This is a genomic window from Nitrospirota bacterium, from assembly GCA_016212215.1.
GTDB lineage: Bacteria > Nitrospirota > 9FT-COMBO-42-15 > HDB-SIOI813 > HDB-SIOI813 > JACRGV01.
This window is the reverse complement of record JACRGV010000132.1, coordinates 1-15,758: the sequence shown is the minus strand read 5'-3', so window position 1 is coordinate 15,758 and position 15,758 is coordinate 1. Positions and strand designations below refer to the sequence as shown.

At 40.2% G+C, this 15,758-nt stretch carries 10 protein-coding genes; 6 read left to right on the top strand and 4 right to left on the bottom strand.

Translation table 11 applies throughout. The features are described from left to right. Positions 1-184: 184 nt before the first annotated feature. Complete coding sequence (locus tag HZA08_12260) at positions 185-2,455, bottom strand: tetratricopeptide repeat protein (GenBank protein ID MBI5194195.1); 2,271 nt, start codon at positions 2,453-2,455, stop codon at positions 185-187. A gap of 179 nt (positions 2,456-2,634) precedes the next feature. Here HZA08_12260 and HZA08_12255 point away from each other — a divergent pair, with 179 nt between their 5' ends. From HZA08_12255 to HZA08_12240, 4 genes are all read left to right on the top strand, one after another. Beyond that, on the top strand, positions 2,635-4,053 hold the full coding sequence (locus HZA08_12255; GenBank protein ID MBI5194194.1) for a sigma-54-dependent Fis family transcriptional regulator: 1,419 nt from the start codon (positions 2,635-2,637) through the stop codon (positions 4,051-4,053). A gap of 248 nt (positions 4,054-4,301) precedes the next feature. After that, entirely contained in the window at positions 4,302-4,799 is a 498-nt protein-coding gene (locus HZA08_12250; GenBank protein ID MBI5194193.1) for a GGDEF domain-containing protein, read from the top strand. Between the two features lie 47 nt (positions 4,800-4,846). Beyond that, positions 4,847-6,334 carry a hypothetical protein gene (locus HZA08_12245; GenBank protein ID MBI5194192.1) on the top strand — a complete coding sequence of 496 codons (1,488 nt, stop codon included), beginning with the start codon at positions 4,847-4,849 and terminating at the stop codon, positions 6,332-6,334. Between the two features lie 14 nt (positions 6,335-6,348). Continuing rightward, positions 6,349-7,140, top strand: coding sequence for a CpsD/CapB family tyrosine-protein kinase (locus tag HZA08_12240; GenBank protein ID MBI5194191.1), 792 nt, complete (start codon positions 6,349-6,351; stop codon positions 7,138-7,140). Here HZA08_12240 and HZA08_12235 read toward each other — a convergent pair whose 3' ends face one another. Continuing rightward, entirely contained in the window at positions 7,141-8,118 is a 978-nt protein-coding gene (locus HZA08_12235) for a polysaccharide biosynthesis/export family protein (GenBank protein ID MBI5194190.1), read from the bottom strand. 137 nt (positions 8,119-8,255) lie between these two features. Between HZA08_12235 and ispH the strand changes: the two genes are divergently transcribed. Further along, positions 8,256-9,137, top strand: a complete 882-nt coding sequence (gene ispH / locus HZA08_12230) for a 4-hydroxy-3-methylbut-2-enyl diphosphate reductase (protein MBI5194189.1) — start codon at positions 8,256-8,258, stop codon at positions 9,135-9,137. Beyond that, on the top strand, positions 9,118-10,002 hold the full coding sequence (locus HZA08_12225) for a DUF4438 domain-containing protein (GenBank protein ID MBI5194188.1): 885 nt from the start codon (positions 9,118-9,120) through the stop codon (positions 10,000-10,002). The genes ispH and HZA08_12225 overlap by 20 nt, the downstream gene beginning before the upstream one ends. A gap of 39 nt (positions 10,003-10,041) precedes the next feature. Here the strand turns inward: HZA08_12225 and HZA08_12220 are convergent, their stop codons facing one another. Next, positions 10,042-11,514, bottom strand: a complete 1,473-nt coding sequence (locus tag HZA08_12220; GenBank protein MBI5194187.1) for a hypothetical protein — start codon at positions 11,512-11,514, stop codon at positions 10,042-10,044. Continuing rightward, positions 11,499-14,930: a CoA activase gene (locus HZA08_12215; protein ID MBI5194186.1), complete on the bottom strand. Its 3,432-nt coding sequence runs from the start codon at positions 14,928-14,930 to the stop codon at positions 11,499-11,501. The genes HZA08_12220 and HZA08_12215 overlap by 16 nt, the downstream gene beginning before the upstream one ends. Positions 14,931-15,758: the final 828 nt, after the last annotated feature.

Below are 15,758 nucleotides of genomic sequence, written 5' to 3'. Positions count from 1 at the left end.
TAATATAGCCTATCCGGAATTGGAACGCAAGTTTTGTTTAGTAGGTCATTCTAAGCTTTTAAAACTTGGTGAAAAAATTGATGGAATTTCAGGAAGTGCTTTTTTAAGGAGTGCCTTTTTAACCCGTGAACGGTTACTTTAATTCTATCTAATTCACCCTCCTCCCTTGCTATTTAATATTCATCTATTTAATATTTTTTAGGGTCTTCCTTGCATCCTCTGCCTCATCGAAGTTCTGGCTTAGTTTAAGTGCCGCCTCAAGTTCCCTTTTTGCCTGTGTTTTATCCCCGTTCTTATAGTAAGCCATACCAAGATGATAACGGACTGTAGGGTTGTTGCCGAGTTTGCCAGAACTTTCTTTTAAATGAGAGATTGCTTTAAGATAGGCGTTCTTTTTGTAATATATCCATCCGAGTGTGTCGGATACACCAGGGTCTTCGGGGAGTTTCTCTTTAGCCTTTTGCGCAAGGTCTAATGCAATATCTATGTTACCGCCATGTTCAGCATATAACCATGCGAGATTATTTGCGGCCGGAGCAAAGTTAGCATCTATCTTTATTGCTTTTTCATAGTATTCTTTCGATTTATCAAACTTCTTTTGAGCGTCGTATATAGTACCTATTATCATATAAGCAGGGAGGTAGTTTGGGTTTACCCTGATTGCATTTTCAAATTTTGCAACGGCTTTATCATAATCCTTATCTCTTGTATACAAGGCTCCTAAATCCATATAAGAGGCAAGGCTATTTTTGTCCATTTCAATAGACTTATTAAAATTATCCTCTGCCTTAGCCTTATTCCCTTTTGACATATATGCCTTCCCTATCAGGTTATATATAAGGGCATTCTTAGGAGAAACTATTAATTGTTTGTTTGCCCTATCTATTGCCTTATCAGTGTCACCCTTTTCCATCATCATCCCCATTATCTGGCCCAGTATCTCTGCTGACTTAGGGCTTAGAGATAATGCCTTTTCAAATTCAGTCATGGCCTCTGCATTTTTCTTTTGTGCCCTTAAGATCATTCCAACACGAAAATGCCCCATTGGATTATTCGGTGATGTGCGAGTATATTCCGTGAATTGAGTTAATGCCCCTCCTATATCCTTTTTGCCTATAAGCGCATCCCCAAGAATCATTTTGGCAGTCTGGTTGTTAGGGTCCAGTGACAGTGCCTTTTTCGCTTCAGTAATTGCATCATCATTCTGATGGTTGCGGAGATACACATCTGCAAGGCTTGTCCTTGCATCCGCAGAATTAGGAGCGACCTTTAATGCCTCAGCAAGCTCGCTCTTTGCCATGTTTAATTCACCGGAGAGTATATATGCCTGAGCCAGAAAATATCGTGCCTCTGCCCACTGCGGTTCATTCTTAACAACATCCTGTAGTTCTGTGACAGCATCACGGCCTTTTGATTTTGAAATTAAGATTTTTCCTTTCAACAGGCGTCCTTCTAAATCTTTTGGATTTTTCTTTAGTATATTTTCTATGTAACCTGATGCCTCATCAAACTTGGTTTTTGATATGTAATAAGATGCAAGTTTCTTTTTTGCAATTAACACATCAGGTTTTATCTCATCCGCCTTTTGATATGCCTTTACTGCTGCATCTTCTCTCTTCTGGAATAAATAAAAGTCTCCAAGGACAACCTGCGGCATTGGATTTTTAGGGTCTATTTTTGATGCCTCCTCGTATTTTGCCTCTGCCTCATTAAACCTCTTTTGAGATACATAAAAATTTCCAAGAGTAATATGCATATTTAAATTTTTAGGGTCTATTTTAATTGTCTCTTTAAATTCATTCTCAGAAGATGATACATCTTTCTTTGCAAGGTAGAGGTTAGCAAGTGCCAGGTGTGCCTGTACAGACTTGTTATCAATTGCAATAGCCTCTTTGAAAACCTTTTCTGCTGATGATAAGTCATTCTGAAACATGTATAATCCGGCCAGATTTAGATATGATTGAACTCTTTTTGGAGCAAGCTCTATCGCCTTTTTTATTTCTGCTATAGCTTCACTGTTTTTCTTCAGTCCTGCAAGGGAGTTACCCAAAAGGAGATGAGCCTCTATGTTATTTGGTTCCTTCTTTAAGACAAGGGCAGCCTTTTCCTTTCCCTTATCATATTCTCTTGAGAGGACAAAGAGATTGCCGAGTTGAATATGTGCGTCCATGATATTAGGGTCAAGATGGATGGCCTCACTTAATTCTTTAAAAGCTGCCTGGAGGTTTTGGATTCTGCCGAATTTTAAATGTGCAAGACCGAGACGATAATGTCCATCTGCCTTTTTGGGTGTCAGTTTTACCACATTCGAGAATTCGATTACAGCCTCATTAAACTTACCGCTGTCATAATATTTTTTCCCCTGTTGAAGGTGCTTTTCACTCTTCTGTTCAGGGCTGCTGCAGGCGATTATCGAGATTATCAGAATGAAAAACACAAATAGTCTTGTCTTCATATAATGATTCCTCCAGTGTTAGCTATCTTTTGATTTGACTTAGTAGTTAATTTCTGTAAAATAGTGCATACCTGTGAACATGATGTTAATAAAATGTGTAACCAATTTCCCATATAGAAAGAAAACTCTTTTTTTACTAAACCATTATCGTACGTCTTCGTATTTTAATGAGGTGTACCATGGATATTACGACTGTAATTCTACTTATAATTTCAGACCCTGTTCAGAACAATAATCTAAAATCAGTTATAGAACATTCCGGGATAAAAATACATTCTGCAAATCAATATGACGAGGGATTAAAGATTATCGCAGATGTTAATCCATCCCTTGTAATCCTTGATGCCGGCGTTCCCGGCATACATCTGAAAAACGCTGTATCAAATATTAAAGAAATAAGCAGGAACATTGCAGTACTCCTTCTAACATCTATAACAGGTGTTATTGAAGCTGTGAGCGCTGATGTTGATGGAGTTATAAAACTGCCATATAACTATACGGAATTGGAAGAGATAATATCACGGTGCATTAAGAAAGGCAATCAGGAATTAAAGGCTGTAAGTAAATCCGGTAATAACGAAGATGACGCGGACATGGAGATTATTAATAAGCTGATATTAGGAGATAGTAAACGTATATTAGAGGTAAAGAATATTATCCAAAGAGTTGCAGAACCTGATATAACCGTACTTATCCGTGGAGAAAGCGGTACAGGAAAAGAACTTGCTGCACAGTCAGTTTACAGGTGTTCAAAAAGAAAGAGTAAGCCATTTGTTAAAGTTCTATGCGCTGCCATCCCCGAAGGACTTCTTGAAAGCGAGCTTTTCGGTCATGAAAAGGGGGCATTCACAGGGGCATACAGGGGAAACCCTGGTAAATTTGAATTTGCCAACGGCGGGACAATATTCCTTGATGAAATTGGTGATGTACCCCATTCTTTGCAGGTTAAATTACTTCAAGTGCTTCAGGATGGGGAATTTTCTAAGATAGGCGGTAAGGAAGTAAAAGTGGATGTTAGGGTTATTGCTGCTACGAATAAAAATCTTGAAAGGAGTGTTGTATCCGGCACATTCAGGGAAGACCTTTTCTACAGGCTTAATGTTGTTAGTATAACTATGCCTCCTTTGAGAGAGAGAAGAGATGATATACCTGTTTTATCCGAATTCTTTTTACATAAGTATTGCAACTTATACAATAAGGTTGCACGAACCCTGTCAAAAGAGATTATGGCTAAGTTTATAGCATACCACTGGCCTGGTAATGTTAGGGAGCTTGAGAATGTTGTGAAACGGATTATAGTACTGGACAGTGAAAAGATTGAACTTATCAGTCAGATTGAGGTAGTGGAGAAGAAAGAGGCACGCCAGGATAATATAAAAGAACACAATGATGATAGACCTTCTTCCGGTTTATCTAAGGATAATAAGGTGTACAGCTTGAAAGAAGTTGCTCAGGAGGCTGTACAAAAAGCAGAGGAAGAGGCAATCAGGAATGCCTTGGTCGCTTGTAAGTGGAATAAAAGAAGGGCTGCAGAGCTTTTGTGTATAAGCTATAAGACCCTGTTTCATAAGATGAGACAATATAACCTATTAGAGTAAAAAAAAGGAAGAGACTTTCTTTTAATAGTAAGGGGATTACCCATAAGAAGACAGTGGTTAGTGGATAGTGGTTAGTGGATAGTGAAAATGCTGTGCTTTATCCTTATGTTATTATTTTTTCTAATCACTAATCACTTGCCACTAACCACTGTCTTTTAGTGGCATTGATATTGCATATTTCTAAGCAAGGAACGTAATTATAACATCATAATAAAATGACACCATTGTATAGTCCACCAAGACTTTTTATGAATGAAGGGCAATTGATGTTTGACAGACTGACTCAAACCCTTAATAGAGAATTTTTCGGATACCTGCTTGATCTTGAGGTTAAGAAGGCCGCAAGGTACCTCTACTTCTTTTCTTTAATGGTATTACAAAGGGACAAAGTTCCTTATGACTTATCTAATGAGGAGGAAGACCTGCTTCTTAAAAAATTGGCCGCTCTTGTCAAGGAAGAGGTTAGGGGAACCGATAGTATCGGCAGAATTGGTCATGATAAGTTTTTTATAATAATAGATCAGGCCGATAGCCGTGCATGTTTTAAGGTAGGGGATAGGATAAGAGACAGGATTGAGAATTATGCTTTCAGGGTGGATGGACATGAAATAACATTGACTGCAAGTATAGGAACTGCCTGCTTCCCAACCCATGCAAACGACCTTGAGTCCCTCTTACATAAGGCAGAATTCGCACTGAGTCTTGCCAGAGGATCAGGGGGTGGGAGAGTTTGTCTCCCGGAATAAGACGATAAATAGTAATTCGTGAATAATTGTTAAGAAAAAGAATAATTATGGAACATCATCATGGCCAGAGCCAGATACAGATTGAAGACTATATAGAGATTGTTTTACGGAGAAAGTGGTTTTTAATAGTACCGTTCATTATCTCTATAATAGGAATTATCCTCTCCTTTGTGATTATAAAGCCGGAGTATAAATCATCAACTTTAATCCTTGTTGAACCGCAAAAGGTGCCTGAGTCTTATGTTAAAGCTACTGTGACAGAGGAGGTGCAGGAGCGCCTTAATACCATAAGTCAGCAGGTTATGAGCCGTACAAGGCTTGAATCTGTTATAAAAGAATTTGATCTATACCGCGGTAAGAAGGAAAAAATGGGTTCTGAAGAGACTGTTGAATTAATGAGGAAAAACATCGAGATAGATGTTAAGGGTGATCCAAAGAAAAAAGAGCTGTCTGCATTTACTATCTCTTTTATTAATGACAATCCTGAAATAGCCATGAATGTAACTAACAGGCTTGCGTCGTTATTTATAGAAGAGAATTTAAAGGCACGTGAACAGCAGGCAGAAGGTACAACTGAGTTTCTGGAAAACCAATTGCAGGGTCTCAAAACTGTTCTGGAAGATCAGGAATCTCAAATTAAGGCATTTAAAGAGAGATATATGGGGCAACTCCCATCTCAGCTTGAGACAAACCTTAGAACCCTTGACCGGCTTCAGCTCGACCTTCAGACAACAACTGATTTACTGAGGGGGACTGAGGAAAGAAAGATTATACTTGAAAAACAGCTTGCAGATTATAATGCAAGTATTTCAACAGGTACCAATATAGACAATTCTCCTGACCCGCAAAGGATAAGACTTGTTGAGTTACAGAAAGACCTATCTCAAATTTCTGCTATTTATACTGAAAGGCACCCCGATATAATCAGATTAAAGAACGAGATTGCAGAGATCGAGAAAGGTCTAAAAGAGGGTAAGGTATCTGATAAAGGCACGGAATCCGGCACAGCAGGTAATACCGTTAATAGGGGAAGGACACATAATGCATCTGAAAATAATCTGTATATGACATTATCAAACCAGTTGATGGATGCTGTGGGTGATATTAAAGGTTTGAAGGATAAACAAAAAGAGATAACAAAGAATATTTCATCGCTTCAGGGACGTGTTGAGCGTATTCCTACAATTGAACAGAAGATGGCGGTTCTGATGAGAGATTATGAAAATACGAGAGCAAATTATCAGAGTTTGTTGAATAAAAAACTTGATGCACAGCTTGCTGAGAGCCTTGAAAAGAGGCAGAAGGGTGAGGCATTCAGGATACTTGACCCTGCGAATTTACCGACAAAGCCTTCAAAACCTGACCGCAGGAAGATAGCACTTGTAGGTCTTGCACTAGGACTCGGCAGCGGTGCCGGTTTTGTATTTCTATTAGAGTATATTGACGCCTCATTCAGAAAACCTGAGGATGTATATAGTGTTGTCGGCCTGCCTGTACTGGCAACTGTGCCAAGAATAGGGATAGGGATTAAATGAATCTGATTAACTTCATGCGAAACGGGTTATTAAGGCGGAAAAAGCCGGATGATAAAGGGATGATGATGGTTCCTATTGATGGAGAGAGTATAGCCCATACCCATCTGGAACGTGAATTCCGGGGAGGAAACGGCGGTTTGGTTGACAACCGGCTCGTAACTATCAGAGAGCCGTATTCTATGATAGCAGAGCAATATCGTGTCCTTTGTACCCGCATATCTCAACTTGTTCAGAATAAATCATCATACACCCTTGCTATTTCAAGTTCAGTAAAGGGTGAGGGCAAGTCTTTTACTTCTATAAACTTAGCAATTACAATGGCAAAAGACTTTGATGAAAATGTGCTTCTTATTGAGGGTGATCTAAAGAATCCGACTATCCATGATTATCTTAAACGTTCTCCTGGATTCGGACTGTCTGATGTAATAGAGGGCAGGATTGAAATGGATGCCGCTACTATAAACTTGTTTGAAGGGAAACTTACTGTGTTATTTGCAGGGAAGAAGATCGGCAACCCGTCGAGACTGATTTCATCACCAAAAATGGAAGATATATTGAATATTGCAAAAGAACGTTATAAATACATAATTATTGATGCACCGCCGGTTCTTCCCCTTGTGGATATGAACATATATTCTAATTTTGTTGATGGGATATTGATGATTATTCAGGCAGGAAAAACGCCTAAGAGTATGGTAAAGAGGGCCCTTTCAACAATACCTTCTGAAAAGGTTATCGGTGCTGTATTAAATGATGTGGAAGTGAATTACTCTAAGTATTACTATGATTCCAAGTATGCCTACTGATTAGGGTACGATTATAGTATCCCCGTTTTTAAGCAGTATATTTGCCTTCAAATCTTTTCCTGAGATTATATCTGAATATCTGACGGATATTCTGTCTCCTTCTGAATTTAAAGGGTTCTTTCTTATTATGACGATCTTATCTTTTTTTGCCCACTGAGTAAAACCACCTCCCAGAGTGAGGGCCTGGACAATCGTCGTGTCACTCTTCAGAGGGTATTTACCGGGACGAAGGATTTCACCTGTTATGTATACAGCCTTACTGTTTATCTCTCTAACTATTACGGAAACAATTGGAGATTGTTTATATTCTTCTAATTTATTTGCTATCAGCTCACCAAGTTCCTTTGCCGTCAGACCGCTTGCTGTTTGATCTCCAATAAGAGGGAGTGAAATTATCCCGTCCGGCCTTACAATGGTTATTGTTGAAAGGTCCTTGTCCTTCCAGACGGATATTTCTACTACATCTTCAGGCCCGATAACATAATCATTTGTTATGTAGTTGTCATAATCTATTTTTTCAATCTTTAAGTCTTTTTCTTTTTTGATTTTTATCCTTATATTTCCGGATGAATCAATAGTTTTTTCATCTGATTTGCTTACCAATATCTTATGGTATGTCCCGTTAATTATTGCGTAATTTCCTATTGTTTTAATCTCTGATATTTCTATCTCAAATACAAATGCTGAATTGTTATTTATATCTTTTAAATAACCTGATTTGATGCCTTCAAGCTTACCGAAGCCGTTTTCTATAACTCTGTCTGAGTAAAAAGAGGCGTACTTTTCTGCATCACCTTCGGTGTAAGATGATGTCAGATTTGTCAGAAAATCCACAACCTCAACCTCCGACATATTTGTAATATTTTGTGACGGTGTTTCAGAAAAGGATGACGAAGGAGAGAACAATACTAACATTAATGATAGTATTGTAAGCAGGTATATCATCTTGATATACAATTTATCCTTTAATTTTGTCATTGACATGTAGATTATTGTATCGGCCTCCAAAAGTCAAACATCAATTAGCCATTATGGCCATTTAAAATTATTTGCAAGAATGGGGCCAGATAAGATAAAATAAAAATTCAAAGATTAAAAAACAAAAATAATAAACAATGATAGAAATCAAGATTGCACGACATTCAGGGTTTTGTTTTGGTGTAAGAGAGGCTATAAAGAAGGCAACCGAGACAGCGAGTGCATCCTCACTGCCTACAAAAACTTATGGCCCTCTAATTCACAACCCTCAGGAGATAAAACGCCTTAAATCAAATTTTGGTATCGAGTCTGTTGAAGAACTCGGCGAATACAGCGGGGGAAACCTTGTGATAAGGGCCCATGGTCTTCCGCCTGAAGATTATCAAAGGGCTACCGAACATTCTCTGAATATTGTAGATGCTACATGCCGGTTTGTTAAGGATGTTCAGGATTATGCAGTGGAATTTTGTAAACGAGGTTATGACCTTTTTGTTGTAGGTGATGAAAGACATGCTGAAATCCGGGGCATAGTGGGGCATGCACGATTTGAAGTTCCTGATTGTAAGGTATTTGTTGTGTCTGACCTTGATGAAATTACAAACAATGCCTCTGAACGCACCGCAATTGTCTTTCAGACTACACAGGAATTTGCAAAGTACAAAAGGATTGAACAATATATAAAGGCAAACGGTTTAAAATGGAAAATTAAAAATACGATATGCGGTGCAACGAGGAGTAATCAATATGCTGCTGATGAACTTGCACGCATGGTGGATTTAATGATTGTAGTTGGAGGGAAGAATAGTGGAAATACTAAGAGGCTGGCGGAGATATGTGAAAGGCATACAAAGACAAAACATATAGAGACAGCGGATGAGGTTGTACCTGATTGGTTCATTGGCGTGACGGAAGTTGGAATAACAGCCGGTGCGTCAACCCCTCAATGGGTTATTGATGATGTGATAGAGATAATAGAACAAATAGATAAGGAGCTATCGTATGCAATTAAAGACAAATGAAGGGCAGTTGATTAAGTTTGCTGTGCAGGGGGGTGTTGTGTATCCAAGATGCTTTGGGTGGGAGCTTACAAGAAAAGGTGAAAGTCTTGTATTACCAAGCGTTGGAGGTATTACATATAATGTAAAGGTTGGGGACCCGGTATTCGGTCTTGTTGGTGACCATATTGAGCCTTGTGTATCTTTCAGCAGTGACCCCAAGGAACCCAACAAGGATCCAAACCGTGCATTCAATACCTTTTCATGTATAGGCAATGATGCGTATGTTATTTCAGGTGATGCAAAGGGGGCAAGGGGAATAGTCACAGGGCATCATGGCGGGGTTGAGCACGTAATTGTAGATTTTGATGATGCAATTCTACATAAACTCACCCAGGACGACAAGATACTCATTCATGCTTATGGACAGGGGCTATCCTTTTCTGAATATCCTGATATTAAAATATTCAGCCTTGATCCAAAGATATTAAATGTTATGGGGATAATTGGAGGAGATAATGGGAAAATAGAGGTGCCGGTTGTTGCAGTAGTTCCCGGAATGTTGATGGGTTCAGGTCTGGGTCATAATGACGTTTTTAAGGGGGATTATGATATACAGACTTCAGATTTTGATGCAATCAGGAGATTAGGTCTTGATGATCTTAGACTCGGAGACTTTGTATTAATACAAGACCATGACTCAAGTTATGGATGGACTTACAAAGAGGGGGCAGTAACTCTGGGAATTGTAATACATACAGACAGTCATCTCGCAGGGCATGGTCCGGGTGTGCAGACCATAATGACTTGCAGCAGTGGCCTTATAGTTCCCATGATTGATAAAAAGGCGAATGTGGGACACTATTTGAAGATAGGTCGGTTTAGATAAAAGTAAGCAGTAAGCAGTGAATAGGTAAAAAATAATAATCTAAGAAAATGTCTCGAGATTTTTTATATCTCCGGCCCGCATCTCAATAAAATTACTTGTAGTGCTTGCAGTTGAATGAGGGATTCTGGTTATGCCGGATATAGGTTTTTTGCGGCAGTATTCTTCAACCTGTTTCAATGTGACGCCGTGCTTATTCAATATATCGCCGACTTCCTTCCTTGCCCGCTCCTTTGCCTCGTAAAGTTTCATTTGTATCCTGCTTTTAACATTTACCTCACTGTCTCCTGATGTTTCAACAGAGACAAACAGGCTGTCCTTAAGGTCTGTAATTACCTTTGCCTGAACGCCGTCACTCTGGGTGCTAGGCATACATCCGAATGGCTTCACTGAAACAACCAAATGTGCCTTTTTCTCACGGAATGACATGATGTGTTTACCGATTTCCATGTATGCCTCTCCGCCGGATATCCTTGTATTGTAATAAGCTTCTGCGTAATTGGCTATCTTTTGTTGCTGCGGCAGGGCCTCAGGCCGCAAACTCAGCATTGACCTGTATTTATTATAAAAATACCTGAACACATATTTTGCAATTGCAAGCTGAATAAGAGACGAGGTAGTCCCTTTTTGTATCCCTTTCCTGTCCTGTGCCCGCTGTGTGTGTTCCCAGAAGATATATTCAACCCAGTTACTCACAGGCTCTGAAATAATCTCAGCGCCTTCGGATTCAAGCCACCTCTGCATTTTATAGTTACCGTCTCCCTCTGTGGTCATTGCCCAGAATTCACCGGTTAACTTTACCTTTGGTTTTACCCTTGAATAATCAACCAGAATTGAAGAGAAGAGATTATTTATCTTCCTTAATGCCTTGGGAATTGAACCCTTATTTTGCAGGGTGGAATAGAGTACATTTCTTGATTCTGCAATACATGTATCAGTTTCACCCGGATTAACCTCGTAAGGCCGTATCTTGTAGCCTAACTCATTTATCATGTCTCCAATCATGATGGTCTTCAGCAGGGTAATAAAGAACATCGGGGTAAATTCTATTCCAGTGTCTTTCTCCTGATTAAAATCATTCTTTTGTTGGAACAAGAGTACCCTTAGGTCAGGGAAACCGGCCTCCTGCAATGCCTTCCTGTATTCATATTCATACATCCCGAATCTGCACGGTCCGCATGACCCTGCTGTAAGAAACACAAATTTATTTCCAACGTCTTCCATCCCATTATTCTGCATATCTTTCAGGTACTTTATGAGATTCCCGACGGTATAGTATGTAGGATTGCATTGTCCGCGGTTACAGTATTCTTTTCCTACTGAGAGTGAATTATTATCAGGTATGGGGAGATATTTTGCATTGTAACCCATCCCTTTAAGCGCGCCTTCAAGAAGATAATCATGCGTATAGGTAAGCCCTCCAAACAGTATTGTTGTACCTTCTCTTTCCGCTTTTTTGAAAGGCCGTTCAATAGGTTTTTTATAATGTTTGGGGATTTCTAATACCTGTTCCATACCAATTCCTCCATTTCATTTTTTATCTTCAAATCATCCTCATATTTCTGCAGGAAGTAATGGATTGTTTCAACCCTTATCTTAATAGAGCCGGTAGGTTTATTTTCATCAATGTCATGGAATGTAAAGTAGGGGGTATTCGTTGCAGAGAGTATCTCTTCTACAACAGAATATACCGGGGCATCATGTCCGCATCTGAAATTAGAGAGGTCTACTGCAACAAGATTGGGGTGTCTTGCAATGTACTTTGCACCCCATAATTTTATGTTTGTGTTTTCACTGAATGAGTTTTTCCATACATCGGAGATTTCCATGGGATGAGATATTTCACCCCTTCTTAATTCTTCCCCGTATAAGCGTTCAATGATGTCTTTATTAACAGGTAAAGACTCCACTGTAAGGATTGGATAACCGTATCTCTGTATCTCTGTTAATATCTCATGATTCAGGCCAGGGTCATTGTGGTACGGCCTGCCCAATAAAACAACACCAACCCTGTTTTCCTTTTCTATCTTTTGAAGAATCTCACTTGCTTTTTCCCGTGAGTCATTAGAGTATGCCGCCATTGCAAGGTAGCCGGCATCCATTGCCTCCTGATTTTCTTCTTTACTGATACCGAATAATTCAGAACCAAAGAGGAACATCTGTCTCTCAAACAGGGCTGGTTCGGCCATGTTAAAGTGAGGATTCAGGAATCTTGTGTTGTTTTTAAGGAAGCTGTCTTCTTCCTTTGTAAATGCTGCCTTTACCACCTCAGGCGTAGCCGCTACCGTAGGACAGGATGCATTGGCTGTTGTGTTTTTTAACTCTGAAGGCAGGTTCAATAATATCGGGAAAAATATCACATCCGGTTTCTGCTTTTTTGTATATAGAAGATTATGTATGTGAGAGAGTGCAACCTTGCCCGGAAAACATCCGTCAATTGAACCGCGCCGCGAACCTTCTTTATACATAGTCTGGTTTGTGTAATCAGAGAATATTATATTTTTATAATCCACACCAAGTTTTTCAAACCAGGCTATGAAGAAAGGGGAGACTGAGTACATATTGAGTACCCTGGGGAAACCAACCTTTATCTTAGCTATATCATAGTTATTAGTGCGGATTTCGGATTTCGGAGTACGGAATGTGGAATATATTGATGATCTCAAATTTGCGAGTGTGGATTTCCGGTTGCGTGTTTTTACAATATCATTTGAACTTTGAACTTTGAACTTTGGACTTTCTTCATTGTTTTCTTTCCTGCTCTTAAACAGCACTTTTGCTGATAATTCAGATAAATCCGGGTTCTGCCTTTTGAGTTCATCAAGTCTCTTTTTAATAGCCTGTACTGTTTTAACATCTTCAGCAATGCCCTTCTCGCAACTTGCAATTATGTATCGTTTAGAAGAGTTATCGTAAGAACCCTCAATATCAATGAAAGTACGCTGGCATTTGTTTTCGCAAAAATGGCATCTTGTTGATTCATCCCTCAGGGCGGCAAACCTTATATCTTCTGCTGCATCGAGACCGATGAAATTAGTTGTCCTGTTTTTAACAATACGGATAGCCTCAAGTGCAGCCCCTATTGCACCGCTCTCACCTGTGTACTTGTGTACGTGTATCTCTGCATCAGGTACCCTGGACTTTATAAAATCATACTGGGATTTTACTGCCGCAAGATTGTGCTGTGTCCCTCCCTGAAGCACAAATATCTTTCCGAACTTTCGTAAGTTCGGTTCCTGAACAACGTAAAGCCAGATGTTCTTTGGAAGTACATGTGCAAGTCCGGCCATTATCTCTTCCCTGTCCCATCCCTGCTGCTGGAAATTTACAATGTCAGATTCAAGGAAGACTGCACATCCATAGTGAAACTGCGGCATACGTTCTGCCTTGAATGCCCGCTCACTGTATTCAGTGACATTGAAACCGAACTTCTCGGCAGTATTCTGGAGGAAATATCCATTACCTGCAGAGCACTGTGTATTCAGTTTGAAATCCCTGACCCTGCGGTTCTTCAGGAATATCACCTTTATATCCTGTCCGCCGACATCAACTATTACATCCACCTCATTAAAATAGTAGAGTGCAGAACTGGTATGTGCCACAGTCTCAACTATGGCAACGTCAGCACTGAAACACTCTTTGAGCATATCCTTTGCGTAACCTGTAGTACCGACACCCTTTACCTCAAGAAATGCGCCCTGTGACTCTATCTGTCTTCTCAGGTCTTTCAGTATCTCCCTTGTATCATCAATCGGATTACCTTTTGAGAGTAGATATGATTTAGCAAGCAGCACCCCATCCTTATTCAGCAGCACGCCTTTTGTAGAAGTGGAACCTCCATCAATCCCTATATAAGCAGGAACAATTTCAGCGGCCTTAAATACAGCAGGCTTGAATGGTTCCTTTTTAAAATCTTTAAGGAAATTTCCAAGCTCTTCACTGGTTTTTGTCAGACCGCTCATCCCGTCTTTTGGTGTGGATTTTTTTTGTCCTTCCGCAAGATGTTCTTCTAATTCCTTTGTGCCTTTATATCTGCCTGTCTTCTCATCCTCACTCCTCCCATAAATCACAGACCCGATTGCTGCATAGTATTGGGAATTATCCGGCACATAGATGAGTTCTTCTATATTAACTCCATCCTGGATTTGTACGCCGCGTTCTTTCCACATATTTGGTATGTGGTGCTGCCACGCCTCCTGCAAAGCAGGGATAAAAGTATTCGGGCCGCCAAGAAGCAGGACATTAGGTCTAAGTGTATTGCCTCTTGTAAGAACACTGAGGTTCTGCTGTACAATAGCCTCAAAGAGAGATGCCATTAATTCTTCAGGCGGTATGCCCTGTTTCTGCAGGCTGTTAATATCTGTCTCTGCAAACACCCCGCACTTTCCGGCAACAGGGTGGAGCCTTATGTCTTTATATCTTAGAGTGGAAATATTTTTATTACCCAGGCTGAGTTTGGCAATAATCTTATCAATAACAGCACCAGTACCGCCGGCGCACTTATCATTCATGCTGGAGAGTTTTCTCTTGTTCCCATCCTGCGTGTCTTCCACCCAGATAATAATCTTCGCATCCTGCCCGCCAAGCTCAATAACAGAGCCGGCTTCAGGATGGAGCTTTTCAACGGCAAGGGAAACCGCATTAACCTCCTGAACAAATTTGGCGCCGATAAACGGTGCAACAGTCCTGCCGCCGCTGCCGGTTACAAAGATACGGAATAGCTCTTTTTTATTTGGGAAGGCTTTTTCGATTGCCTGAAGGAATTCAAGCACCTTATACTGCTGCATAGTCTCATGCCGCTGATAATCACACCAGACAGTCTTATCAGTAACAGCATCAATAACAACTGCCTTAACTGTTGTGGAGCCTACATCAAGACCTATGAAAAAAGAACCATCCCCTGAAACACCACCAGAAACATCAAATGACATTAAACCGCCTCACCCTTTATTAATCGCTTTAAATAAAGACAGTCTGGTTAGACTGACGCGTCAGTCTAACATTGTTTTAAAAAAAAGGTCAAGTGTATTTTTATGCAAAAATTCTGTTGACATGAAAAATCTCAACACCGTCATTAATTAGTGACGCAACCGTCATTCAAAAGTGACTCTATTCATGGTCTTTTTAAAAAGACTACACCTGAAAACATCAATACTTTCAATACATTATGATTTCCAAATATTTGGTATGACCATTGCTATATATAGGATTTGGAAATTGAAGCAAGGATATTCAGGTGATCCCTCATGAGCTATGCGCTCATGAGGGATGATGAAAATGAGTGGGACAAGAATGTCCCACCTATCCTTGATGATATACATCTGGATAGGCGGGGTTTTCTTACCCCGCCGGAAGGATTTTTGGATGAACCGTCATGAGCTGGTGGCTCACAAATGGCAATGAAAACCCCACCCTCACCCTTTCCCTCTCCCTGAGGGAGAGGGGGCTATGTTGATTCCCTCCCCTTCAAGGGGAGGGATAGGGTGGGGATGGGATTGATTTTCGGATGAACCGTCATGAACCAGGGTTCACAAAGGGCCATGAAAATCAGCGGGACAAGAAAGTCCCGCCTATCCTCATAGATATGGATAGGCGGGGTTTTCTTACCCCGCCGTAGAGGATTTTCGGATGAACCGTCATGAGCGGGGCGCTCACAAAGGGAAATGAAAATAGTAAACAGTAAGCAGTGAGCAGTAAACAGGAAAGGCAGTCTTTATCTGCTAACTGCTTACCGCTTACTGCTTACTTGGGGTCATTTT